This is a genomic window from Streptomyces sp. NPDC059524, assembly GCF_042749255.1.
Lineage (GTDB): Bacteria > Actinomycetota > Actinomycetes > Streptomycetales > Streptomycetaceae > Streptomyces > Streptomyces xanthii.
The window spans coordinates 18,216-41,535 of record NZ_JBHYTK010000044.1; the positions used below are offsets into that span (position 1 = coordinate 18,216).

Annotated in this window: 20 protein-coding genes; 11 read left to right on the forward strand and 9 right to left on the reverse strand. The window is 71.7% G+C overall.

Annotation, left to right across the window (positions count from 1 at the left end; translation table 11 throughout):
- Positions 1-115: 115 nt before the first annotated feature.
- Positions 116-1,414: a hypothetical protein gene (locus ACFW9D_RS15210; protein WP_384622047.1), complete on the reverse strand. Its 1,299-nt coding sequence runs from the start codon at positions 1,412-1,414 to the stop codon at positions 116-118.
- Between the two features lie 427 nt (positions 1,415-1,841).
- On the opposite strand from ACFW9D_RS15210, the gene ACFW9D_RS15215 reads away from it, so the two are divergent.
- From ACFW9D_RS15215 to ACFW9D_RS15240, 6 genes are all read left to right on the forward strand, one after another.
- A complete protein-coding gene (locus ACFW9D_RS15215) occupies positions 1,842-4,280 on the forward strand; it encodes a bifunctional SulP family inorganic anion transporter/carbonic anhydrase (protein WP_384622050.1) in 2,439 nt (812 codons plus the stop codon).
- A gap of 200 nt (positions 4,281-4,480) precedes the next feature.
- Positions 4,481-6,490 (forward strand): acetate--CoA ligase, encoded by a 2,010-nt coding sequence (acs, locus tag ACFW9D_RS15220; protein ID WP_384622052.1) that lies wholly within the window; start codon positions 4,481-4,483, stop codon positions 6,488-6,490.
- Positions 6,491-6,690: 200 nt separating this feature from the next.
- Entirely contained in the window at positions 6,691-8,115 is a 1,425-nt protein-coding gene (gene nhaA / locus ACFW9D_RS15225) for a Na+/H+ antiporter NhaA (RefSeq protein ID WP_384622054.1), read from the forward strand.
- Positions 8,116-8,202: 87 nt separating this feature from the next.
- The gene (locus tag ACFW9D_RS15230) at positions 8,203-8,712 is read left to right on the forward strand and encodes a phage holin family protein (protein WP_188338215.1); all 510 of its coding nucleotides are present in this window, start codon (positions 8,203-8,205) and stop codon (positions 8,710-8,712) included.
- Positions 8,709-9,662 (forward strand): alpha/beta fold hydrolase, encoded by a 954-nt coding sequence (locus ACFW9D_RS15235; protein WP_384622057.1) that lies wholly within the window; start codon positions 8,709-8,711, stop codon positions 9,660-9,662. The genes ACFW9D_RS15230 and ACFW9D_RS15235 overlap by 4 nt, the downstream gene beginning before the upstream one ends.
- Positions 9,663-9,997: 335 nt before the next feature.
- Positions 9,998-10,183, forward strand: a complete 186-nt coding sequence (locus ACFW9D_RS15240) for a hypothetical protein (RefSeq protein WP_223206079.1) — start codon at positions 9,998-10,000, stop codon at positions 10,181-10,183.
- Between the two features lie 30 nt (positions 10,184-10,213).
- Here the strand turns inward: ACFW9D_RS15240 and ACFW9D_RS15245 are convergent, their stop codons facing one another.
- From ACFW9D_RS15245 to nth, 3 genes are all read right to left on the reverse strand, one after another.
- Positions 10,214-11,413, reverse strand: a complete 1,200-nt coding sequence (locus ACFW9D_RS15245) for a MarP family serine protease (RefSeq protein ID WP_188338213.1) — start codon at positions 11,411-11,413, stop codon at positions 10,214-10,216.
- 13 nt (positions 11,414-11,426) lie between these two features.
- On the reverse strand, positions 11,427-12,176 hold the full coding sequence (locus tag ACFW9D_RS15250) for a CoA pyrophosphatase (RefSeq protein WP_188338212.1): 750 nt from the start codon (positions 12,174-12,176) through the stop codon (positions 11,427-11,429).
- A gap of 89 nt (positions 12,177-12,265) precedes the next feature.
- Positions 12,266-13,105: an endonuclease III gene (gene nth, locus ACFW9D_RS15255; protein WP_223206078.1), complete on the reverse strand. Its 840-nt coding sequence runs from the start codon at positions 13,103-13,105 to the stop codon at positions 12,266-12,268.
- Positions 13,106-13,431: 326 nt separating this feature from the next.
- Between nth and ACFW9D_RS15260 the strand changes: the two genes are divergently transcribed.
- Together ACFW9D_RS15260 and ACFW9D_RS15265 are read left to right on the forward strand one after the other, a co-directional pair.
- Positions 13,432-14,106: a Crp/Fnr family transcriptional regulator gene (locus ACFW9D_RS15260; RefSeq protein ID WP_016642758.1), complete on the forward strand. Its 675-nt coding sequence runs from the start codon at positions 13,432-13,434 to the stop codon at positions 14,104-14,106.
- Positions 14,107-14,305: 199 nt separating this feature from the next.
- A complete protein-coding gene (locus ACFW9D_RS15265; protein ID WP_384622063.1) occupies positions 14,306-15,208 on the forward strand; it encodes a sigma-70 family RNA polymerase sigma factor in 903 nt (300 codons plus the stop codon).
- Between the two features lie 75 nt (positions 15,209-15,283).
- Here the strand turns inward: ACFW9D_RS15265 and ACFW9D_RS15270 are convergent, their stop codons facing one another.
- The 4 genes from ACFW9D_RS15270 to ACFW9D_RS15285 form a co-directional block, all read right to left on the reverse strand.
- Positions 15,284-16,117, reverse strand: coding sequence for an MBL fold metallo-hydrolase (locus ACFW9D_RS15270; RefSeq protein WP_384622066.1), 834 nt, complete (start codon positions 16,115-16,117; stop codon positions 15,284-15,286).
- Between the two features lie 2 nt (positions 16,118-16,119).
- On the reverse strand, positions 16,120-16,980 hold the full coding sequence (locus ACFW9D_RS15275) for an NUDIX hydrolase (protein WP_384622069.1): 861 nt from the start codon (positions 16,978-16,980) through the stop codon (positions 16,120-16,122).
- A gap of 85 nt (positions 16,981-17,065) precedes the next feature.
- Positions 17,066-17,533, reverse strand: a complete 468-nt coding sequence (locus ACFW9D_RS15280; protein WP_384622072.1) for a RidA family protein — start codon at positions 17,531-17,533, stop codon at positions 17,066-17,068.
- On the reverse strand, positions 17,530-17,694 hold the full coding sequence (locus ACFW9D_RS15285; RefSeq protein WP_073494871.1) for a DUF4177 domain-containing protein: 165 nt from the start codon (positions 17,692-17,694) through the stop codon (positions 17,530-17,532). Before ACFW9D_RS15285 ends, ACFW9D_RS15280 begins: the two co-directional genes overlap by 4 nt.
- Positions 17,695-17,779: 85 nt before the next feature.
- Here ACFW9D_RS15285 and ACFW9D_RS15290 point away from each other — a divergent pair, with 85 nt between their 5' ends.
- Together ACFW9D_RS15290 and ACFW9D_RS15295 are read left to right on the forward strand one after the other, a co-directional pair.
- Positions 17,780-18,754 carry an ArsA family ATPase gene (locus ACFW9D_RS15290; protein ID WP_384622075.1) on the forward strand — a complete coding sequence of 325 codons (975 nt, stop codon included), beginning with the start codon at positions 17,780-17,782 and terminating at the stop codon, positions 18,752-18,754.
- Positions 18,751-20,046 (forward strand): ArsA family ATPase, encoded by a 1,296-nt coding sequence (locus tag ACFW9D_RS15295; protein ID WP_188338205.1) that lies wholly within the window; start codon positions 18,751-18,753, stop codon positions 20,044-20,046. The genes ACFW9D_RS15290 and ACFW9D_RS15295 overlap by 4 nt, the downstream gene beginning before the upstream one ends.
- A 68-nt stretch (positions 20,047-20,114) precedes the next feature.
- Here the strand turns inward: ACFW9D_RS15295 and ACFW9D_RS15300 are convergent, their stop codons facing one another.
- Positions 20,115-20,483: a WhiB family transcriptional regulator gene (locus ACFW9D_RS15300; RefSeq protein ID WP_384622079.1), complete on the reverse strand. Its 369-nt coding sequence runs from the start codon at positions 20,481-20,483 to the stop codon at positions 20,115-20,117.
- Positions 20,484-20,934: 451 nt separating this feature from the next.
- Here ACFW9D_RS15300 and ACFW9D_RS15305 point away from each other — a divergent pair, with 451 nt between their 5' ends.
- Positions 20,935-23,181, forward strand: a complete 2,247-nt coding sequence (locus tag ACFW9D_RS15305; RefSeq protein ID WP_384622082.1) for a transglycosylase domain-containing protein — start codon at positions 20,935-20,937, stop codon at positions 23,179-23,181.
- Positions 23,182-23,320 lie beyond the last annotated feature (139 nt).

The following is a 23,320-nucleotide window of genomic DNA, read 5'->3' on the forward strand; positions in this document are numbered from 1 at the left end:
ATCGGGACCGGATCGGGAGCGGATCGGGAGCGGATCGGGAGCGGATCGGGAGCGGATCGGGCCGGATCGGGCCGGATCGATCCGGTCCGGTCCGCATCGGTCCGGCCGGCCCGGGTCAGGACTTGGCGGCCGGTGCGCCCGGGACCCCCTTGGGCGCGGGCGCGGGGCCGCCGGTCAGGAACGACGCCCAGCCCTGCTTGGGCGCCTGGCCGACGCCGAGGGTCGTGAGCTTCTTCAGGGTCCGCGGGTCCTGGGCGTCGAGCCAGTCGGCGAGCTGCCGGAAGCTGACGCAGCGCACCTCGGGCTTGGTGCAGACGGTCTCGACGGTCTCTTCGACGGCGCGCATGTAGGCGCCGCCGTTCCAGGACTCGAAGTGGTTGCCGATGACCAGGGGCGCGCGGTTGCCCTCGTAGGCGCGGTCGAAGCCGGCGAGCAGGCTGTCGCGCATCTGGTCGCCCCAGAACTCCCGCTTGCCGGGGTCGCCCTGGGTGCTGGTGCCCGACTGGTTGACCATGAAGTTGTAGTCCATGGTCAGCTGCTCGTACTTGTGCCCGATGAAGGGGACGAGCTGCATGGACAGGTCCCACAGGCCGTTCTTCTTCTTGGGCCACAGCTGGTCGTTGACGCCGCTGGTGTCATAGCGGAAGCCCAGGTCCTTCGCCGCCCGCATGAAGTTCTTCTGCCCCTCGAGGCAGGGCGTGCGGGCGCCGATGAGCTCCTTGTCGTAGTCGAAGGGCAGCGGCGGCATGTTCTTCAGGCCCGCGTTCGTCTTCCACGACTTCACGAAGGTCTTGGCCTGCTGGATCTCGCTCTTCCACTCGGCGACCGACCACTCGCCGACCCCGCCGCCCTTGCCGCAGAAGTGGCCGTTGAAGTGGGTGCCGATCTCGTTGCCCTCGAGCCAGGCGCCGCGCACCTGCTCGGCGGTGTCACGGATGCCCTGGACGTCGTTGAAGCCGATGTCCGAGCGGCCCGCCGAGTGCTGCGGCGCGTGGTACTCGGCCGCCTTGCTCTCCGGGAGCATGTACACGCCGCTGAGGAAGTACGTCATGGTCGCGTTGTTGGCCTTGGCGACCTCGCGGAAGTGGGAGAACAGCTTCTGGCTGTCCTCGCCGGCTCCGTCCCAGGAGAAGACGACGAACTGCGGGGGCCTCTGTCCCGGCCTCAGCCGCTCGGGGCGGGGCAGGTGGGGCTGCTGCCCGGTGTACGCGGTGGAGCCGTCGCCGATCGGGCGCATCACGCTGCCCGGGGCGGGCGCGGCGGGCGCCGCCTTCTTGGGGCCGGCGGCGCCCTTGTGGGGCGGCGCGGACGTGGTGTCGCTGTTCGCGCAACCGGAGAGGACGGCGGCGCACGCCGCGGCGGCGGTGACGCCCGCGACGATCCTCCTGGTGGCGATCCGCTGGGTGGCGGCCATCTTCCGCCCACCTTCTTCCTGGGAGTCGGCTTGCGAGACGGGGCACGAGAAAGACCGTGCGAAATGCCCGAAATGCCCGGGTGCGCCGCCAAGGTCGCACGGGTTTCGCGTCGAATTTGTCCGACAAGCCGACCAGAAATCTTATTCACTCTCCGGGGTGAAGCATTGGACCATTTGCCCGATTAATCCTTCCCTGGCCTTTACTCTGCATTACGATCCGTTTACCGAGCGTTGATTCATCTCGTTGCATTCACGCAATTCAGTGCTCACCGCACTGCTTCATCGCCTGTTGCACCCCTGCTTCACCGCATTGCTTCATCCCGCCGCTGCACGCCGTGAACCACGGCCGCGATTTTCCGACCCCGCACACCACTTGGGGTCCCCCCACAATTCCGCGACCGCGCTGCACCCCGGAGGAGACGGGAACATGTCAGCCTGCGTACCCACCCGAGCCAGTGACCCCGACCGGACGGACGAGCCCACAGCCGCTCTCCGGAAGGCCCACAGCCCACCGCCCGCACCGCCCCGCCGCTTCCGCATCGCGGGCGCCGACCTGTCCGCGTCCGTCTCCGTCTTCCTGATCGCCCTGCCGCTGTCCCTCGGCATCGCCCTCGCCACCGGCGCGCCCCTGGAGTCCGGGCTCGTCGCCGCCGCCGTCGGCGGACTGGTCGGCGGCCTCGTCGGCGGCTCCCCGCTCCAGGTCAGCGGGCCCGCCGCCGGTCTGACCGTGGTCACCGCCGAGCTCATCCAGCGCTACGGATGGCGCACCACCTGCGCCGTCACCGTCCTCGCCGGCGTCGCCCAGCTCGGGCTCGGCTGTCTTCGGGTGGCCCGCACCGCGCTCGCCGTCAGCCCCGCCGTCGTCCACGGCATGCTCGCCGGCATCGGCGTCACCATCGCCGTCGCCCAGCTGCACATCGTCCTGGGCGGCACCCCGGACAGCTCCGTCCTCGCCAACGTGGCGGCTCTCCCGCACCAGTTGGCCGCCGCGCATCCCGCCGCCGTCGCCATGAGCGTGCTCACCCTCGGGCTGCTCGTCCTGTGGCCCAAGCTGCCGGGCAGAGTCGGGCGCGTCGCCCGCAAGGTGCCCGCCGCCCTCGTCGCGGTCACCGCCGCGGCCACCGCCACCGCCGTGTTCGGCCTCACGCTGCCCGAGGTCGACCTGCCGTCCTGGAGCAGCCACGCGCTGGCCGGGCTGCCGGACGGGCCGGTGCTCGGCATCCTCGCCGCCGTCCTGACGACGACCCTGGTGTGCAGCGTGCAGTCGCTGCTCGGGGCCGTCGCCGTCGACAAGCTCGCCACCGCCAGGACCGACCTGCCGCCCGCGGCCCGCCGCTCGCACCTGGACCGCGAGCTGCTCGGCCAGGGCGCGGCGAACATCGCGTCCGGAAGCCTCGGCGGCCTGCCCGTCGCCGGCGTCGCCGTCCGCTCGACGGCGAACGTGAACGCGGGAGCGGTGAGCCGGAACTCGACGATGCTGCACGGCGTTTGGGTAGTGGCGGCCACGCTGCTCCTGGTCCCCGCCCTGGAGCTGATCCCGCTCGCCTCGCTCGCCGCCCTGGTGATGGCCGTCGGGATCCGGATGGTGTCCCTGCACCACATCCGCACGGTCACCCGCCACCGCGAGGTCCTGGTCTACGTCGTCACCACCGTCGGTGTCGTCGCCCTCGGCGTGCTCGAAGGCGTCGGGCTCGGCGTCGCGGTCGCCGTCGGTGTCGCCCTGCACCGGCTCGCCCGCACCCGCATCACGCACGAGGAGGACCCGCACGGGGTCCACCACGTACGCGTGCGCGGGCAGTTGACCTTCCTCGCCGTGCCACGGCTGAGCCGCGCCCTGCACCAGGTGCCGCACGGCACGAGCTGTGTGGTCGAGCTGGACGGGTCGTTCATGGACCACGCCGCGTTCGAGGCGCTGCAGGACTGGCAGAAGTCGCACGTCGCGGAGGGCGGCAGCGTCGAGGTCGCCGGCCGGGCCGGGGCCCGGATCGCCGAGCCCGCGAGCGCCGCGCACTCCTGCTGCCGCCCTTGGACGCCGTGGCGCAACCACCACTGCGACGGCCACCGGTCCCAGGAGGCCGCCACCGACGCCGCCGCGGGCACCGCCCCCGAGACGGAGCGGCCGCGTCGGGGCGGGCATCAACTGGCCAGCGGCATCAGCGCGTTCCAGCGGAACACGGCACCGCTGGTGCGCGGTGAGCTGGCCCGGCTGGCCCGCGAGGGGCAGCAGCCCACCCAGCTGTTCCTCACCTGCGCCGACTCCCGCGTCGTCACGTCGATGATCACGTCGAGCGGCCCGGGCGACCTGTTCGTCGTGCGGAACGTGGGCAATCTGGTGCCGCTGCCGGGCGAGGAGAGCGGGGACGACTCGGTCGCCGCGGCCATCGAGTACGCCGTCGACGTCCTGAAGGTGCAGTCGATCACCGTGTGCGGGCACTCCGGGTGCGGGGCCATGCAGGCCCTGCTCAGCGGCCCGCCCGACGGGGAGGCTCGGACTCCGCTCGCGCGCTGGCTGCGGCACGGGCTGCCCAGCCTGGCGCGGGTCGCCGACTCCGGGCGGCCCGAGGCGCGGCTCGCGGGGCGGCCCCCGGCGGACGCGGCCGAGCAGTTGTGCCTGACCAACGTGGTGCAGCAGCTGGAGCATCTGCGGGCGCACCCCTCGGTGGCCCGCGCGCTGGAGCGGGGCGCGCTCGACCTGCACGGGATGTACTTCCACGTCGGGGAGGCACAGGCCTATCTGCTCACCGAGGGCGAGCCGGGCGGCGCCGCACCGGACGACCCCGTCTTCGGCCATGTGGACGGGGTGGAGGACGGCATGGACGCCGGCGTCGGAGACGGGCGTCCGCTGTCCCGGAGCAGCCTCGCGTGACACCCCGAGGGCGCGGCCGGAGCACCGGCTGCGCCCTCGGCATACCCGGGAAAGCGTGACCGACTGAACCCGCCGGACGTTCCGGACGTGGAAACGGGTGCGGAGCGGGCACCCAACTAGCGGGCCCGCACAGGAACGAGAACAGGTCTAAACCAATTTCAGGGCAGCCCTTGTCAGCAGGGGGCGCCGTCTGATGAGCTGTGGCCTGGGACACAACGGCCGCCCCGGCTGAGCACCGTAAGGGAGATGTCGTGAGCAACGAGAGCCTGGCCAATCTTCTTAAGGAAGAGCGACGCTTCGCGCCGCCGGCTGACCTGGCCGCACGAGCCAACGTCACGGCCGAGGCGTACGAGCAGGCCAAGGCTGACCGGCTCGGCTTCTGGGCCGAGCAGGCCCGCCGCCTCAGCTGGGCCACCGAGCCGACGCAGACACTCGACTGGTCGAACCCGCCGTTCGCGAAGTGGTTCGCCGACGGCAAGCTCAACGTCGCGTACAACTGCGTCGACCGGCACGTCGAGGCCGGCAACGGCGACCGTGTCGCGATCCACTTCGAGGGCGAGCCGGGCGACAGCCGGGCCATCACCTACGCCGAGCTCAAGGACGAGGTGAGCCGCGCGGCGAACGCGCTGACCGAGCTGGGCGTCGAGGCCGGCGACCGCGTCGCCGTCTACCTGCCGATGATCCCCGAGGCGGTCATCTCGATGCTGGCCTGCGCGCGCATCGGCGCCGCGCACTCCGTCGTCTTCGGCGGCTTCTCCGCCGACGCCATCGCCAAGCGCATCGAGGACGCCGACGCCAAGGTCGTCATCACGGCCGACGGCGGATACCGCCGCGGCAAGCCGTCCGCGCTCAAGCCGGCCGTCGACGAGGCGCTGACCCGCGCGGCCGGCGTCGGCAACGTGCTGGTCGTCCGGCGCACCGGGCAGGACGTCGCCTGGACCGAGGGCCGCGACCTGTGGTGGCACGAGACGGTCGGCCGCCAGTCCGCCGAGCACACCCCCGAGGCGTTCGACGCCGAGCAGCCGCTGTTCATCCTGTACACGTCCGGGACGACGGGTAAGCCGAAGGGCATCCTGCACACCTCGGGCGGCTACCTGACGCAGGCGAGCTACACCCACCACGCGGTCTTCGACCTCAAGCCGGAGACCGACGTCTACTGGTGCACGGCCGACATCGGCTGGGTCACCGGCCACTCGTACATCACGTACGGCCCGCTCTCGAACGGTGCGACACAGGTCATCTACGAGGGCACCCCGGACACCCCGCACCAGGGCCGCTTCTGGGAGATCGTGCAGAAGTACGGCGTCACGATCCTCTACACGGCGCCCACCGCGATCCGCACGTTCATGAAGTGGGGCGACGACATCCCCGCGAAGTTCGACCTGTCCTCGCTGCGGGTCCTCGGGTCGGTCGGCGAGCCGATCAACCCCGAGGCCTGGGTCTGGTACCGGAAGAACATCGGCGCCGACAAGTGCCCCGTCGTGGACACCTGGTGGCAGACCGAGACCGGCGCGATCATGATCTCGCCGCTGCCGGGCGTCACCGAGACCAAGCCGGGCTCCGCGCAGCGCGCCCTGCCGGGCATCTCGGCGACCGTCGTCGACGACGAGGCGGTCGAGGTGCCGAACGGCGGCGGTGGCTACCTGGTCCTGACCGAGCCGTGGCCGTCGATGCTGCGCACCATCTGGGGCGACGACCAGCGGTTCATCGACACGTACTGGTCGCGTTTCGAGGGCAAGTACTTCGCCGGTGACGGCGCGAAGAAGGACGAGGACGGCGACATCTGGCTGCTCGGCCGGGTCGACGACGTCATGCTCGTCTCCGGGCACAACATCTCGACGACCGAGGTCGAGTCGGCGCTCGTCTCGCACCCGGCCGTCGCCGAGGCCGCCGTCGTCGGCGCCGCCGACGAGACGACCGGCCAGGCGATCGTCGCGTTCGTCATCCTGCGCGGCACCGCGAACGCGGAGGACGACGGCCTCGTCGCCGACCTGCGGGGCCACGTGGGCGCCACGCTCGGCCCGATCGCCAAGCCCAAGCGGGTCCTGCCGGTCGCCGAGCTGCCCAAGACGCGCTCCGGCAAGATCATGCGCCGTCTGCTGCGCGACGTCGCGGAGAACCGGGAGCTGGGTGACGTCACCACGCTGACCGACTCCTCCGTGATGGACCTCATCCAGACCAAGCTGCCGGCGGCGCCCAGCGAGGACTGACCCCGCGCACACCACCGAACGGGCATCCGGCGAACGCGCCGGGTGCCCGTTTCGTGCGTATCGTGACGACCACCAGGCACGCCTCGCATACACCCGGTAGGGTGAAGGGCGCGTCAAGAACGCGTCATGATGTCCACAGGGTGTGCCGGGAAGTCTGGTCGGCGGTGTCCACAGCCGTACCTGACCGGAGGTCCCCACCCGTGAGCGCGCCGACGAAGAAGCCGACGGACGACCCGTCGAACAGCCCCCGCAAGGTCCTGGGCCGGCTCTCCCTGCCCGAGCGCACCTTCGTCGCCGACGCCCTGCGCACCGAGACCGTCGGCGGTGTCCTCCTCCTGATCGCGGCGATCGCCGCACTCGTCTGGGCGAACGTCCCGGCCCTGAGCGACAGCTACGAGACGGTCAGCCACTTCCACCTCGGCCCGAGCGCCATCGGGCTCGACCTGTCGGTGGCACACTGGGCGGCCGACGGCCTCCTCGCCGTCTTCTTCTTCGTCGCCGGCATCGAGCTCAAGCGCGAACTCGTCGCCGGTGACCTGCGCGACCCCAAGGCCGCCGCGCTGCCGGTCGTCGCCGCGCTGTGCGGCATGGCCGTGCCCGCGCTCGTCTACGCGCTGGTCAACACGGCGGGCGGCGGCTCGCTCGACGGCTGGGCCGTGCCGACCGCCACCGACATCGCGTTCGCCCTCGCCGTGCTCGCCGTCATCGGCACCTCGCTGCCCAGCGCCCTGCGCGCCTTCCTGCTCACGCTCGCCGTCGTCGACGACCTCTTCGCGATCCTGATCATCGCGATCTTCTTCACCAGCGAGCTGAACTTCGCCGCGCTCGGCGGCGCCGTCCTCGGCCTGATCGTCTTCTGGTTCCTGCTCAGGAAGGGCGTGCGCGGCTGGTACGTGTACGTACCGCTCGCGCTCGTCATCTGGGCGCTCATGTACAACAGCGGCATCCACGCCACGATCGCCGGTGTCGCCATGGGCCTGATGCTGCGCTGCCACCGCCACGAGGGCGAGGAGCAGTCGCCCGGCGAGCACATCGAGCACCTGGTGCGGCCGCTGTCGGCCGGGCTCGCGGTGCCGCTGTTCGCGCTGTTCAGCGCGGGGGTCGTCGTCTCGGGCGGTGCTCTCGGGCAGGTCTTCACCCAGCCGGAGACGCTCGGTGTCGTGCTCGGCCTCGTCGTTGGCAAGGCCGTCGGCATCTTCGGCGGCACCTGGCTGACGGCCCGCTTCACCAAGGCGTCCCTCTCCGACGAGCTGGCCTGGCCCGACGTCTTCGCGGTCGCCACCCTCGCCGGCATCGGCTTCACCGTCTCGCTGCTCATCGACGAACTGGCCTTCGCCGGCGACACCGCGCTCACCGACGCGGTGAAGGCGGCCGTCCTGACGGGCTCGCTGATCGCCGCCGTCCTCGCCGGTGTCCTGCTGAAGGTCCGCAACGCCAAGTACCGCGCCCTGTGGGAGGACGAGGAGCGCGACGAGGACGCGAGCGGCATCCCCGACATCTACGAGCAGGACGACCCGGAGTACCACCGGCGGATGGCGGAGATCTACGAGAAGAAGGCCGCGGAACACCGCAGGCGTGCCGAAGTGGCGGGCGGGGCAGGCGATGACGACGGGCGTCCGGCATGATCTGAGGCGGGACGCCCGTACGGGACCGCCCGTGGCCCCGGCGGAAGACCGCCTACAGACCGCTTACAGATGAACAGGGAGTACGCGATGAGCGCACCCGACGGCAGCCCGGTCGGCGCCGAACGCAGCATCGGCCAGCTGTTCGCCTCGGCGACGACCGAGATGTCCGCACTGGTGCACGACGAGATCGCCCTCGCGAAGGTGCAGCTGAAGCAGGACGTGAAGCGTGGGGTCACCAGCGCGGCGCTCTTCATCGTCGCCCTGACCATGCTCCTCTTCTCGCTGCCCATGCTGAGCTTCGCGCTGGCCTACGGGATCAACGCCTGGACCGGCGGGCACAACGGGGAGGGCGGCTGGAACCTGGCCTGGTGCTTCCTGCTGTCCTTCGCCGGCAGCCTCGTGCTGGCCGGACTGCTCGGCCTCATCGGCGCCAAGATCGCCAAGAAGGCCAAGCAGAGCAAGGGCCCGCAGAAGGTGGCCGCCTCGGTCAAGGAGACGGCGGGCGTACTGCAGAACGCCAAGCCGCACCCCCGTCAGGTGACGCCGGGCGACCGTGTCCCCGAGGCCATCGAGGCTGTGGCACGCTCGTCCTCATGACGGACCCCGCCACCCCATCGGCCCAGCCGCCCTCCTCGGTCGTACGACTCGACGTGCCCGGGGCGCCGGACGTGCTCCACCGGGACGTCGCGGCGAACGGCGCGCGCTTCCACATCGCCGAGCTGGGTGACGGGCCCCTCGTGCTGCTGCTGCACGGGTTCCCGCAGTTCTGGTGGACGTGGCGGCACCAGCTCGTGGCGCTCGCCGACGCCGGGTTCCGGGCCGTGGCGATGGACCTGCGGGGCGTCGGCGGCAGCGACCGCACGCCGCGCGGCTACGACCCGGCGAACCTGGCGCTCGACATCACCGGCGTCGTCCGTTCCCTCGGCGAGCCGGACGCGGCGCTCGTCGGTCACGACCTCGGCGGCTATCTCGCCTGGACCGCGGCCGTGATGCGCCCCAAGCTGGTGCGCCGGCTCGTGGTGTCGTCGATGCCGCACCCGCGGCGCTGGCGCTCGGCGATGCTCTCCGACCCCAAGCAGACCTCGGCCGGCTCCTATGTGTGGGGGTTCCAGCGGCCCTGGATCCCGGAGCGTCAGCTGGTCGCGGACGACGGGGCGTTGGTGGGCCGCCTGATGCGCGAATGGTCGGGGCCGAACCAGCCGGAGGACCAGGCCGTCGAGGCCTATCGGCAGGCCATGCGCATCCCGTCGACGGCGCACTGCTCCGTCGAGCCGTACCGCTGGCTGGTCCGCTCGCTGGCCCGCCCGGACGGCATCCAGTTCTACCGCCGCATGAAGCGCCCGGTCCGCGTCCCCACGCTGCACCTGCACGGCTCGCTCGACCCGGTGATGCGCACCCGCAGCGCGGCGGGCTCCGGCGAGTACGTCGAGGCCCCCTATCGCTGGCGCCTCTTCGACGGCCTCGGCCACTTCCCTCACGAAGAGGACCCCCTGGCCTTCTCGAACGAACTGGTCAACTGGCTGAAGGACCCCGAACCGGACCGCTGAAACGGTCGCCGCGCGGGCTGCGCACCGGCCTCCGGACGGCAACCCTCCCCGCTGGCAGACCTCCGCACGCGGCGACAGGCCCCCACCCGGCCGGGGGTCCGGGGGTCGGCCCCCGGGAGACACAGTCCTCACGAAGAGGACCCCCTGGCCTTCTCGAACGAACTGGTCAACTGGCTGAAGGACCCCGAACCGGACCGGTGAAACGGTCGCGGTGCGGGCGGGTGGGCGGACGGGTGGGAACTGCTGTCCTACGAACAGCCAAATGCCCGGCGCATAAGCCAATTGGGCGCCGCGCGGGCGGTTACCGACCATGAGGCCCGGGCACACGTCGGTGTATGGGCTGGACGCACGACTACAGTGACGCAGCACGCACCCGCCGCCCGGCGATGACGCTGGGCTCTCCCCAGAGGGGGGCGCCGCAGGACCACGCGGCGCACGACCCCCGGCTGGGCATTTCGCGCATCCTGCGCCGCAGGGCCCGGTGGATGTCCGCCCGGCTGCGGCACAGCGCCCGCGACTGACCTCGGCCGCACCGCAGCACCACCTTCACCTCACAGGGCGCAGGCGTCCGTGTCGACCTCCTGGACCGCGGTGCGGCCCTGCTCGATGTCGCCGCGGATCTCGTCGCCGGTCAGGGCGTACCCCGTGTCCGCGTTGTCCAGGGACTTGGCGAAGACCACGCCGTAGACCTGGCCCTCGGGCGTCAGCAGCGGGCCGCCCGAGTTGCCCTGACGGACCGTCGCGTACAGCGAGTACACGTCGCGCCGCACCGTGCCCCGGTGGTAGATGTCCGGGCCGTCGGCCGTGATGCGGCCGCGCAGGCGCGCGGGGCGCACGTCGTACGCGCCGTTCTCCGGGAAGCCGGCGACGATCGCGCCGCCGCCGCGCTCCGCGTCCGTCGACGTGAACCGGAGCGGGGGCGCCTTCAGGTCCGGCACGTCCAGGACCGCGATGTCGCGCTCCCAGTCGTAGAGGACGACCTTCGCGTCGTAACGGACGCCCTCGCCGCCTATCTGCACCGTGGGCTCGTCGACGCCGCCGACCACGTGCGCGTTCGTCATCACGCGGCGGTCGGCGAAGACGAAGCCGGTGCCTTCCAGGACCTTGCCGCAACTGGGCGCCTGGCCCACGACCTTGACGATGGATCGCTTCGCGGAGGTCGCGACGGGGCTCTTGGCGAGCGCCGGGTCCGGCGGGCTGACCTCGGCGATCGGCTCGTTCGCGAACGGGCTGAAGACCTGGGGGAAACCGTTCTGCGCAAGTGTGGAGGAGAAATCGGCGAACCAGGTGTCCGCCTGGGAGGGCAGCGCCTGGGAGACCCCGAGCAGCACCTTGGAGCTGCGGACCTCCTTGCCGAGGGTGGGCAGCGTCGTCCCCGCGAGCGCGGAACCTATCAGCCAGGCCACCAGGAGCATCGCGCCCACGTTGACCAGCGCGCCGCCCGTCGCGTCGAGCGCTCGGGCCGGGGACCAGGTGATGTACCGGCGCAGCTTGTTGCCCAGATGCGTGGTGAAGGCCTGGCCGATCGACGCGAAGACGATCACCACGATCACGGCGACGACCGCGGCCGCCGTCGTGACCTCCGCGTCGTCGGTGGCCGCCGACCAGATCACAGGGAGCGTGTAGACCGCGACGAGGCCACCGCCCAGGAATCCGATCACCGACAGGATGCCGACGACGAACCCCTGGCGGTAACCGACGATCGCGAACCACGCGGCGGCGGCGAGCAACAGGATGTCCAGCACATTCACGTGGGCCACCCTGTCACGAGCGCCAGTCGAGCGGGACCGACTTCTCGCGGTCCCAGGGGCGCTCCCAGCCCGCGAAGTGCAGCAGTCTGTCGATGACGCCGGCCGTAAAACCCCAGACCAGAGCCGATTCGACGAGAAAAGCGGGGCCGTGGTGCCCGCTCGGATGCCTGGCCGTCGCCCTGTTCGCCGGGTCCGTGAGATCGGACACCGGGACCGTGAAGACCCGGGCCGTCTCGGCGGGGTCGACGGCCGCGACCGGCGACGGCGTCCGCCACCAGCCGAGCACCGGCGTCACCACGAACCCGCTCACCGGGATGTACAGCTTCGGGAGCACGCCGAAGAGCTGGACCCCGCTCGGGTCCAGCCCCGTCTCCTCCCAGGCCTCCCGCAGCGCGGCCCGCAGCGGCCCCTCGGCCCGCGGGTCCCCGTCCTCCGGGTCCAGGGCGCCGCCGGGGAACGACGGCTGGCCCGCGTGCGACCTCAGCGACCCCGCGCGCTCCATCAGCAGCAGCTCGGGGCCCCGCTCGCCCTCGCCGAACAGGATCAGCACCGCGGACTGGCGCCCCGCACCGTCCTCGGGCGGCAGGAAGCGGCTGAGCTGCTCCCCGCGCACCGTCGCGGCGGCCTCGGCGACCGGGTCCAGCCAGGCGGGCAGCCCGGCCGTGCGCAGCGTGACGTCGGGCCCGGCGCCGGATCCCCCCGGGGCCGCACCCGCCTGCGTCTGATCTCCGTCGATACCGCTGATCTCGCTCACGTTCTTCATCGCCGCCCCCGTGACTCTCGTGATGGGCCCAACGCCCGACCGCCCTCGCTTCGTTCCCCGCTCACCCGTTCGTGGGATTCCCACGGGGCTCAGGAACCTCCCAGCGGCGGGGCCGGCAGACCGCCCGCGTCCAGGTAGGACTGCGGGGGCTTGAGGCGCTGTCCCGGCAGGCCCCCCTTCTCGTACTTCAGCAGCTTCTTCGCCTTCTCCGGGTCCGTCTCGCCTTCCCCGTAGGCCGGGCAGAGATGCGCGATCGGGCAGGCTCCGCAGGCCGGCTTGCGGGCGTGGCAGATGCGGCGGCCGTGGAAGATCACGTGGTGGCTGAGCATCGTCCACTGGCTCTTCGGGAACAGCGCCCCGACGGCCTGCTCGACCTTGTCCGGGTCCGTCTCCTCCGTCCACTTCCAGCGCCGCACGAGACGGCCGAAGTGGGTGTCGACGGTGATCCCGGGGCGTCCGAACGCGTTGCCGAGCACCACGAACGCCGTCTTGCGGCCGACGCCCGGCAGCTTGACCAGGTCCTCCAGGCGGCCCGGCACCTCACCGCCGAACTCCTCGGTCAGGACCTTCGCCAGACCCATGATCGACTTCGTCTTCGCGCGGAAGAACCCGGTCGGCCGGATCAGCTCCTCGACCTTCTCCGGGTCCGCCGCCGCGAGGTCCTCGGGCGTCGGGTAGGCGGCGAACAGCGCGGGCGTCGTCTGGTTGACCCTCAGGTCCGTGGTCTGGGCGGACAGCACCGTGGCCACGACCAGCTGGAACGGGTTCTCGAAGTCCAGCTCGGGGTGGGCGTACGGGTACGTCTCCGCGAGCTCGCGGTCGATCCTGCGCGCCCGCCGCACGAGCGCGACCCGGCTCTCCGGCTTCGCGGCGGCCTTCTTCTTCGCGGGCTTGGCTGGCTTGCCTGGCTCGGCGGGCTTCGCTGGCATCGGCTGGAGGGCCTTCCCTGGGGGGACAGAAGGGTGGTCCGACGCCTGTTCGCCCACAGCGGAATCGAGATGGCCGGACACCGTGCCGACCCTCCGGACCTGCGGTCTCACCGGCGTTTTGGACACCCGGCCAGCCTAAAGGCAGCCACCGACATCCGTCGGGGAGCCGTCGGATCGGCCCCCGATTGGCCCCCTCCCCCTCGGGTTGCGGCGCGGGTGCGGCAAACTTGTGTCTGAGTGACTGATCACACTGTTTGGACCGTCCGGCAAAATGGGGATCGGTGAACACCGTGCCCCACGGTGCAGGCGACATAGGAGAGAAACTCGTGGACGACGTTCTGCGGCGCGCCCCGCTCTTCGCGGCGCTCGATGACGAGCAGGCCGCGGAGCTCCGCGCCTCCATGAGTGAGGTGACCCTCGCTCGCGGCGATGCGCTGTTCCACGAGGGAGACCCCGGGGACCGCCTGTACGTGGTCACCGAGGGCAAGGTGAAGCTCCACCGCACCTCCCCCGACGGCCGGGAGAACATGCTGGCCGTGCTCGGCCCCGGCGAGCTGATCGGCGAGCTGTCGCTGTTCGACCCGGGCCCGCGCACCGCGACCGCCAGCGCGCTGACCGAGGTGAAGCTGCTCGGCCTCGGCCACGGCGACCTCCAGCCCTGGCTGAACGCCCGGCCCGAGGTGGCCGCCGCGCTGCTGCGTGCCGTCGCCCGCCGCCTGCGCAAGACCAACGACCAGATGTCCGACCTGGTCTTCTCCGACGTGCCGGGCCGTGTCGCCCGCGCGCTGCTCGACCTGTCGCGCCGCTTCGGCGTGCAGTCCGAGGAGGGCATCCACGTCGTGCACGACCTCACGCAGGAAGAGCTGGCCCAGCTGGTCGGCGCCTCCCGCGAGACGGTCAACAAGGCGCTGGCGGACTTCGCCGGCCGCGGCTGGCTCCGCCTGGAGGCCCGCGCGGTGATCCTCCTGGACGTGGAGCGCCTCGCCAAGCGTTCCCGCTGACACCGGACGCCCACAGCCCTACGAGGACGGGGGGGGGGGCCGCGCGGCCGGGGGGGGGCGGCCGGCGCGTGGGGGGGGCGCGCCCCCCCCCCCCCCCCGGGGCGGGGCCCCGCCACTTCGACGTGGCGGGACCCGTTCTCGTAGGGGCCCGCAAGGCCCTCCCACAGACGCGTACGTGCAGAGACGGAGAGACGCCACCATGACCTCGACCCCGCTGCCGCAGGACCCCGCGGGTCTCGCCGCCCGCTTCGAGGCGGAGCGCCCCCGGCTGCGGGCCGTGGCGTACCGGATGCTCGGCTCGTTCAGCGAGGCGGAGGACGCGGTGCAGGAGGCGTGGCCGCGGCTCCAGCGGGACGGCGCGGGTGAGGTGCGGAACCTGGCCGGCTGGCTGACCACCGTCGTCGGGCGGATCTGCCTCGACATGCTGCGCACCCGCACCGCGCGCCGCGAGGACCCGCTGGAGGAGGGCGGCGCCGTCGAGATCCACGTGCCCGACCCGGTGGTCCGGCCGCTGGACCCGGTGCACGAGGCCGAGACGGCCGACTCGGTCGGGCTCGCGCTCCTCGTCGTGCTCGACACGCTGGCGCCCGCCGAGCGGCTCGCGTTCGTGCTGCACGACATGTTCGCCGTGCCGTTCGAGGATCTCGCGCCGATCGTGGAGCGCACCCCCGCGGCGACCCGGCAGCTCGCGAGCCGGGCCCGGCGCCGGGTGCAGGGTCAGGTGCCGCCCGCCGACACGGATCTGGCCCGGCAGCGCGAGGTCGTCGCGGCCTGGGTGGCGGCCTCCCGCGCGGGCGACTTCGAGGCGCTGCTCGAACTCCTCGACCCGGACGTCCTGTTGCGGGTCGACGCGGGCCCCGGCACGGCCTCCAAGCTGGTCCGCGGCGCCCTGGAGGTGGCCGGTCAGGCCGCGCTGTACGGGCGGCTCGCGCCGTCCTCGTACGCCGCCTTCGTGGGCGACGGCGTCGGGATCGTCGCCGCGCCGAACGGGACGCCGACGGCGGTTCTCGCGCTCACGGTGCGCGGCGGGCGGGTCGTACAGGTCGACATCATCGTCGACCCGCCCCGCCTGTCCGCTCTCACCGGCGCCCAGTGGAAGTGACCGCCGGGCGAGCTACGTGACCCCCGCCCGGCCGCACCACCGACGCCCGCGAGAGCGAAACGGGCGGGCGGGCGGCTAGCCGATCAGTCCGTGTTCCGACAGGTACTCGAGCTGGGCCCGCACCGAGAGTTCGGCGGCGGGCCACAGGGAGCGGTCCACGTCGGCGTAGACGTGTGCCACGACCTCCGGCGCCGTCCGCAGGCCGTTCTCGACGGCGGTCTCGACCTGGGCGAGGCGGTTGGCGCGGTGGGCGAGGTAGAACTCGACGGCGCCCTGGGCGTCCTCCAGGACCGGGCCGTGGCCGGGCAGCACCGTGTGCACGCCGTCGTCGACGGTCAGGGAGCGCAGCCGGCGCAGCGAGTCGAGGTAGTCGCCGAGGCGGCCGTCGGGGTGCGCGACGATCGTCGTGCCGCGGCCGAGGATCGTGTCGCCGGTCAGCACGGCCCGGTCGGCGGGGAGGTGGAAGCTCAGCGAGTCGGAGGTGTGGCCGGGCGTCGGGACGACCCGCAGCTCCAGGCCGCCGGTCGTGACCACGTCACCGGCGGCCAGGCCCTCGTCACCGAGCCGCAGCGCCGCGTCGAGCGCCCGCACCTTCGTGCCGGTCAACTCGGCGAAGCGGCCCGCGCCTTCGGCGTGGTCGGGGTGCCCGTGGGTGAGCAGGGTGAGCGCGATCCGCTTGCCCAGCTTCTCCGCCGTGTCCACGACGTGGGTGAGGTGGGCTTCGTCGAGCGGGCCCGGGTCGATGACGACGGCCAGGTCGCTGTCCGGCTCGGCGACGATCCAGGTGTTGGTGCCGTCGAGGGTCATCGCGGACGGGTTCGGCGCGAGCACGTTGACCGCGCGGGCGGTCGCGGGGCCGGAGAGCACCCCGCCGCGCGGCTGCCCGGGCAGGGCCGCGGCGTCCGACATGGTCAGCTCCCCCCGTTGGAGATGTGCTTGGTGAACTCGTCGTGCCCCGGCCAGGACAGCACCAGCTCGTCGCCCTCCAGCCGCGCCTGCGCGAGGACGGGCGTCAGGTCGCGGCCCGCCGAGCCGGCGAGGGCGTCGGCGGCGGTCCCGTACGCGTCGAGCGTGCGCAGCGTCGCGATCGTCGGGGGCATCATCGACAGCTCGCCCCGGTCGTAGCCCGCGGCGGCCTCGCCGGGCCGGATCCACACGGTGCGGTCCGCCTCGGAGGAGTCGTCGCTGGTGCGCTGGCCGGCCGGGAGCGCGGCCACGAAGAACCAGGTGTCGTAGCGGCGCGGCTCGAACTCGGGGGTGATCCAGCGGGCCCACGCGCCCAGCAGGTCGGAGCGGAGCACGAGCCCGCGGCGCCGCAGGAACTCGGCGAAGGAGAGGTCACGGTCCACCAGGGCCTGCCGGTCGGCGGTCCAGTCGGCTCCCGTGGTGTCGTCCACGACGCTGTCCGGGGTGGGTCCGGCGAGCAGCACACCGGCCTCCTCGAAGGTCTCCCGCACGGCCGCGCACACGATCGCCTGCGCGTCCTGCTCCGGTACCCCGAGGCGCACCGCCCATTCCTTGCGGGAGGGGCCCGCCCAGCGGACCTGCCGGTCGTCGTCGCGCGGGTCGACGCCGCCGCCCGGGTACGCGTAGGCGCCGGCCGCGAAGGCCATGGAGGTGCGCCGGCGCAGCATGTGCACCTCGACGCCCCGCGCGTCGCGCAGCAGCATGACGGTGGCGGCGCGCCGGGGCGTCGCCGGGGTCATCGTGCCGGCGGCGAGGGCGCGGATCCGCTCCGGCCACTCGGGGGGATACCACTGCCCGTTTGCCATGGCCGGAGGCTATCCGCTGACGGGCAGATGTTCGAGAGGCACCTGGTGCCCGCCCGAAGATCCGCCCGTCGTCACACCGGTACGGTCACGCCTCGGTGAGCTCCACCTGGAACTCGACCTCGACCGGCGCGTCCAGCGGCAGCACCGCGACGCCGACGGCGCTGCGGGCGTGCACGCCCTTCTCGCCGAGGACCTCGCCGAGCAGCTCGCTCGCGCCGTTGATCACGCCGGGCTGACCGGTGAAGTCCTGCGCGGAGGCGACGAACCCGACGACCTTCACGACGCGCGCGACGCGGTCCAGGTCACCGGCGACGGACTTGATCGCCGCCAGGCCGTTCAGCGCGCAGGTGCGGGCCAGGTCCTTGGCCTGCTCGGCGGTGACCTCGGCGCCGACCTTGCCGGTCAGCGGCAGCTTGCCGTCGACCATGGGCAGCTGCCCGGCGGTGAACACGTAGACGCCGGACTGCACGGCCGGCTGGTACGCGGCGACCGGCGGCACGACGGGCGGCAGCGTCAGTCCGAGCTCGGCCAGCCTGGCCTCGACCGCGCTCATGCCTGCTTCTCCCGCTTCAGGTACGCCACCAGCTGCTCCGGGTTGTTCGGTCCCGGCACGACCTGGACGAGCTCCCAGCCGTCCTCGCCCCACGTGTCCAGGATCTGCTTCGTCGCGTGCACGAGGAGCGGCACGGTCGCGTATTCCCACTTCTTAGCCATGGGGCCGACTGTAGCCGCCGAAGAAGGGGGTCACGTTCCGGAGGCTCCTGCGTGATCCGGGCACGTACTGGTTAGGCTCGAATACGTGAGCAGGCTCCAGGTCGTCAGCGGCAAGGGCGGTACCGGAAAGACCACGGTCGCCGCCGCACTCGCGCTCGCCCTCGCGACCGAGGGGAAGCGCACACTTCTGGTGGAGGTGGAGGGCAGGCAGGGCATCGCACAGCTCTTCGAGACCGAAGCGCTTCCCTACGAGGAGCGGAAGATCGCCGTGGCACCGGGCGGCGGCGAGGTGTACGCGCTCGCCATCGACCCCGAGCTGGCGCTCCTCGACTACCTCCAGATGTTCTACAAGCTGGGCGGCGCGGGCCGTGCCCTCAAGAAGCTCGGCGCGATCGACTTCGCGACGACGATCGCCCCGGGCCTGCGGGACGTCCTGCTGACCGGCAAGGCGTGCGAGGCGGTGCGCCGCAAGGACAAGAAGGGGAACTACGCGTACGACCACGTGGTCATGGACGCGCCCCCGACCGGCCGCATCACCCGCTTCCTGAACGTGAACGACGAGGTCGCCGGGCTCGCCCGGATCGGCCCCATACACAATCAGGCCCAGGCGGTCATGCGCGTCCTCAAGTCCCCGGAGACGGCCGTGCACTTGGTGACGCTCCTGGAGGAGATGCCGGTGCAGGAGACCCTCGACGGGGTCGCCGAGCTGCGCGCCGCGAACCTGCCCGTCGGGCGGTTCATGGTGAACATGGTGCGGCCCGCGCTGCTCGGCGAGGACGCCCTCGCCATGGCCCGCCAGAAGTCCGTGCGTCCGGCGGTCGCCGAGGCCCTGGCCGCGGCCGGCGTCGGCAGCGCCAAGCGGCTCGCGGGCCCGCTGATCACCCAGGCGGGCGAGTACGCGGAGCGGTACGCCCTGGAGCGCGCCCAGCGCGAGCTGCTCGCCGACGCGGGGCTCGCCCGGCACGAACTGCCGCTGCTCACCGAGGGCTTGGACCTGTCGGGCCTGTACCGGCTCGCCGAGGAACTGCGACAGCAGGGAATTCAGGGGACTCTTCGATGACGCTGGATCCGCGAGCTCCGCTCGACATCGACCCGCTGCTCGACGACCCGGCCACCCGCATCGTGGTGTGCTGCGGCAGCGGCGGCGTCGGCAAGACCACCACCGCCGCGGCGCTCGGTCTGCGCGCCGCCGAGCGGGGCCGCAAGGTGGTCGTGCTGACCATCGACCCGGCCCGCCGGCTCGCCCAGTCGATGGGCATCGACTCGCTGGACAACACCCCGCGCCGCGTGAAGGGCATCGACGACGCGGCGGGCGGCGAACTGCACGCGATGATGCTCGACATGAAGCGCACCTTCGACGAGATCGTCGAGGCGCACGCGGACGAGGAGCGCGCCCGGGCGATCCTGTCGAACCCCTTCTACCAGTCGCTCTCCGCGGGCTTCGCCGGCACGCAGGAGTACATGGCCATGGAGAAGCTCGGCCAGCTCCGCGCCCGCGACGAGTGGGACCTGATCGTCGTCGACACCCCGCCGTCGCGCTCCGCCCTGGACTTCCTGGACGCGCCGAAGCGGCTCGGCTCCTTCCTCGACGGGAAGCTGATCCGGCTGCTGATGGCCCCCGCGAAGGTCGGCGGGCGCGCCGGCATGAAGTTCCTGAACGTCGGCATGTCGATGATGACCGGCACCCTCGGCAAGCTGCTCGGCGGTCAACTCCTGCGCGACGTCCAGACGTTCGTGGCCGCGATGGACACCACCTTCGGCGGCTTCCGCACCCGCGCGGACGCCACGTACAAGCTGCTGCAGGCACCCGGCACCGCCTTCCTCGTGGTGGCGGCGCCCGAGCGGGACGCGCTGCGCGAGGCCGCGTACTTCGTGGAGCGCCTGGCCGCCGAGCGCATGCCGCTGGCCGGCCTGGTGCTCAACCGGGTGCACGGCAGCGGCGCCGGCCGCCTCTCGGCCGAGCGCGCGCTCGCCGCCGCAGAAAATCTTGACGAGTCCGGCATTGTGGATCAGACGGCCGGGAAGGAAGAGCTTCGTACCTCTCCCGAGTCCCCCGAAACCGCGGAGACCCCCGAAGCCGCCGAGACCGACGCGGCCGTCGAGACCGACGCAGCCGTCGCACCCGAGACTCCCACCGTCGCGCAGCTGACCGCGGGTCTGCTGCGCCTGCACGCCGAACGCATGCAGGTGGTCGCGCGCGAACAGCGCACGCGTGACCGCTTCACCGCGCTGCACCCCGAGGTCGCCGTGACCCAGGTCGCGGCGCTTCCCGGTGATGTCCACGACCTGTCAGGCCTGCGGGACATCGGTGACCGGCTCGCGGCCGGTGGTGCTCCGGCCGGAGCTGCCTGAGCCGTACGGGACCCACGGGTCCCGCGCGGCGCGCGCCGGGCGCTGTCACGCCACCCGGGCCGCGCTCTCTACCCGACGGCCGCGTACCGGTCGTCCTCGCAGTACTCGTGCGAGCCGTCCACCACGTCCTCCTCGAGCTCGGCGGGCAGCAGCCCCGCACCGCGCTCGTACTCCGTCCGTGCCGTCTCAAGCAGCCGGCGCCACGACGTGACGGTCGGACGCCGGCGCAGCAGCGCGCGTCGCTCCCGTTCGGTCATGCCGCCCCACACGCCGAACTCGACGCGATTGTCCAGCGCGTCGGCGAGGCACTCGGTGCGCACGGGGCATCCCGTGCACACCGCCTTCGCCCGGTTCTGCGCTGCTCCTTGAACGAACAGTTCATCCGGATCGGTAGTGCGGCAGGCCGCCTGCGCACTCCAGTCGACTACCCAGCCCATACCGGCGCCGTCCTCTCCCGAATCGAGGCTCCCCCACGGCGGCAGCGGCATATTCACCGCCGCCAGTTGAGGACGTTACGGAAGGTGGGCACAGCGCAACACCCCCTTCGGGCCCAATCTTGAATGGTCCGAACGGACTATGCGTAAGCGGCAGATCACCCGACGGAGTGACCGAGGGACATGCGTAATAACCCCGGCAAAACGGGGCAGTTCATCTGAGCCAGAACGGGCGTCGGGCGACATATAAGGCGGATTCGGACACGCCCGGAACCCCGGAATCCGCGTGCGCGGGCGGGGACGGAAATGACTACAAGAGGCACGGAAAAAGTGCCGGGAACGATTCGGGGTCGTCCCACGTCTTGATACGAGACCGCACTGCTGTGACAGTTGAGTGCAGCTTAGGCCAAGGCATATACGCCTGTCCGGAGAATCAGAACGTAGGCTGCCCCCCATGGGAAAGAAGCGCTCGGCCGGTGGCGGCGGCGGTCTGTCGCCGGCCCAACAGGCCGCCAAGTTCCTCGGTGTCAGCGTGCTCGCCGGAGCCGTGCTCGCCGGAATCGCGCTGCCCGCTGCGGGCGCGCTCGGCCTCGCGGCCAAGGGATCGGTCGAGGGGTTCGACGAGATCCCGGCCAATCTGAAGACGCCCCCGCTCATGCAGCGCACCACCATCCTGGACAACCAGGGCGGCACGATCGCGACCGTCTACGCCCGTGACCGCACGGTGGTCCCGCTCGACGAGATCTCGCCGTACATGCAGAAGGCGATCGTCGCGATCGAGGACTCGCGCTTCTACGAGCACGGGGCCGTCGACGCCAAGGGCATCCTGCGCGCCATCAACGCGAACGCGCAGAACGGCGGCGTCTCGCAGGGCGCGTCCACGCTCACCCAGCAGTACGTGAAGAACGTGTTCATGGAAGAGGCGGGCGACGACCCGACCAAGCTGGCGCAGGCGACGCAGCAGACCATCGGCCGCAAGGTCAAGGAGCTGAAGTACGCGATCCAGGTCGAGGACGAGCTGGGCAAGAAGAAGATCCTCGCCAACTACCTGAACATCACGTACTTCGGGCAGCAGGCGTACGGCGTCGAGGCCGCGGCCCAGCGCTACTTCTCCAAGCACGCCAAGGACCTGAACGTGCAGCAGGCGGCGATGCTCGCCGGCATCGTCCAGTCCCCCAGCCGCTACGACCCGGTCAACGACGAGGAGGAGGCCAAGCGCCGGCGCAACGTCGTGCTGCAGCGCATGGCCGACGTCCACGACATCTCGCAGGCCGACGCCGACAAGGCCAAGGCCAGCCCGCTCGGCCTCAAGGTGAAGCGCCCGCAGAACGGGTGCATCACCGCGGTCAAGGGCGCCTCCTTCTTCTGCGACTACGTGCGCGAGGTCTTCCTCAGCGACCCCGTCTTCGGCAAGTCGCAGGAGGACCGCAGCAAGCTGTGGCAGCGCGGCGGCCTGACCATCAGGACCACCCTGGACCCGCAGTCCCAGGAGTCCGTGCAGACCTCGGTCAAGAACCACGTCTACAAGACGGACAAGGTCGCCACGGCCGTCACCCTCGTCGAGCCCGGCACCGGCAAGATCGTCGGCATGGGCCAGTCGAAGCCGTACGGCACCGACAAGGACAAGAACGAGACGGTCCTCAACTACTCGGTCAACGCGGCCTACAACGGCTCGGGGTACGGCTTCCCGACCGGTTCGACGTTCAAGCCGTTCCTCGCCGCCGCCGCCCTGGAGGGCGGCACGCCGGTGACGCAGGAGTACCCGGCCCCGTACGAGATGCCGTACCCGAAGCAGGTGCAGACCTGCAGCGGGAAGCCGTGGGTCAACGACGGCGGCTACCAGGTGGAGAACGAGAACGAGTCGGAGGTCGGCCCCTATCGCCTCAAGGAGGCGATGGAGAAGTCCATCAACACGTACTTCGTGCAGATGCTCGCCGACACCGGCATGTGCCCCGTCGTCCAGATGACCGACAAGCTGGGCGTCGTCCAGGGCAACGGCAAGAAGGTCGACGAGGTGCCGTCCTCGATGACCCTCGGTTCGACCGGTCTGTCGCCGCTGACCATGGCCTCCGCCTACGCGGCGTTCGCCAACCGCGGCACGTACTGCACGCCGGTCGCCATCGACGCGATCACCGGGCCGAACGGCAAGGCGCTCAAGGTGCCGAAGACCAAGTGCTCGCGGGCCATGTCCGAGCAGACCGCCGACAAGATCAACACCCTGCTGAGCGGGGTGACCGACTCCGGTACCGGTCAGAAGGCCGGCCTCCAGAGCCGGGACAACGCCGGTAAGACCGGTACGACCGACGGCCGCAAGAACGCCTGGTTCGTCGGCTACACGCCGAACCTGTCGGGCGCGGTCTGGGTCGGCAGCGCCAGCCAGTCGGTCCCGATGGTGAACATCACGATCGGCGGCGTCTACCAGGCCAAGGTCTTCGGTGGCGAGGTGCCGGGTCCGATCTGGCGCGACGCCATGACGGGCGCGCTCTCCGGCAAGCCCGCGCCGACCTTCAACAAGGTCGACATCCCGGACCCCGACAAGGACAAGCACAAGGACCGGGACAAGGACCGCGACAAGGGCCACGACGACGCGAAGCCGGGTGACGGCGGCGGGGGCGACGACCCCTTCCCCGGCGTCTCGCTCCCGCCGGACCTGATCAGCGGAGGCAACGGGAACGGGGGGAACGGCGGCTGGCGCCACTAGTTCCCCGGTTCACCGGTCCATGAGTATGTGAGAGGGGGGGGGCCCCCCCGCGGGCCCCCCCCCACAAGAAAGTAGGGGGGGGGAGGGTGACAGCCGACCGCGCCGGTGAGAAGCCGCGGCGGCGCGCGCCCCCCCCCGC

Bases quoted from the DNA above. Each gene is read 5' to 3' on its own strand.
- ACFW9D_RS15295 (WP_188338205.1), top strand. From the start codon at position 18,751: ATGACGCTGGATCCGCGAGCTCCGCTCGACATCGACCCGCTGCTCGAC.
- ACFW9D_RS15285 (WP_073494871.1), bottom strand. From the start codon at position 17,694: ATGGCTAAGAAGTGGGAATACGCGACCGTGCCGCTCCTCGTGCACGCG.
- ACFW9D_RS15215 (WP_384622050.1), top strand. From the start codon at position 1,842: ATGTCAGCCTGCGTACCCACCCGAGCCAGTGACCCCGACCGGACGGAC.
- ACFW9D_RS15265 (WP_384622063.1), top strand. From the start codon at position 14,306: ATGACCTCGACCCCGCTGCCGCAGGACCCCGCGGGTCTCGCCGCCCGC.
- ACFW9D_RS15275 (WP_384622069.1), bottom strand. From the start codon at position 16,980: ATGGCAAACGGGCAGTGGTATCCCCCCGAGTGGCCGGAGCGGATCCGC.
- ACFW9D_RS15240 (WP_223206079.1), top strand. From the start codon at position 9,998: ATGGGCTGGACGCACGACTACAGTGACGCAGCACGCACCCGCCGCCCG.
- ACFW9D_RS15230 (WP_188338215.1), top strand. From the start codon at position 8,203: ATGAGCGCACCCGACGGCAGCCCGGTCGGCGCCGAACGCAGCATCGGC.
- ACFW9D_RS15270 (WP_384622066.1), bottom strand. From the start codon at position 16,117: ATGTCGGACGCCGCGGCCCTGCCCGGGCAGCCGCGCGGCGGGGTGCTC.
- ACFW9D_RS15250 (WP_188338212.1), bottom strand. From the start codon at position 12,176: ATGAAGAACGTGAGCGAGATCAGCGGTATCGACGGAGATCAGACGCAG.
- ACFW9D_RS15210 (WP_384622047.1), bottom strand. From the start codon at position 1,414: ATGGCCGCCACCCAGCGGATCGCCACCAGGAGGATCGTCGCGGGCGTC.
- ACFW9D_RS15280 (WP_384622072.1), bottom strand. From the start codon at position 17,533: ATGAGCGCGGTCGAGGCCAGGCTGGCCGAGCTCGGACTGACGCTGCCG.
- ACFW9D_RS15305 (WP_384622082.1), top strand. From the start codon at position 20,935: ATGGGAAAGAAGCGCTCGGCCGGTGGCGGCGGCGGTCTGTCGCCGGCC.
- nth (WP_223206078.1), bottom strand. From the start codon at position 13,105: ATGCCAGCGAAGCCCGCCGAGCCAGGCAAGCCAGCCAAGCCCGCGAAG.
- ACFW9D_RS15235 (WP_384622057.1), top strand. From the start codon at position 8,709: ATGACGGACCCCGCCACCCCATCGGCCCAGCCGCCCTCCTCGGTCGTA.
- ACFW9D_RS15300 (WP_384622079.1), bottom strand. From the start codon at position 20,483: ATGGGCTGGGTAGTCGACTGGAGTGCGCAGGCGGCCTGCCGCACTACC.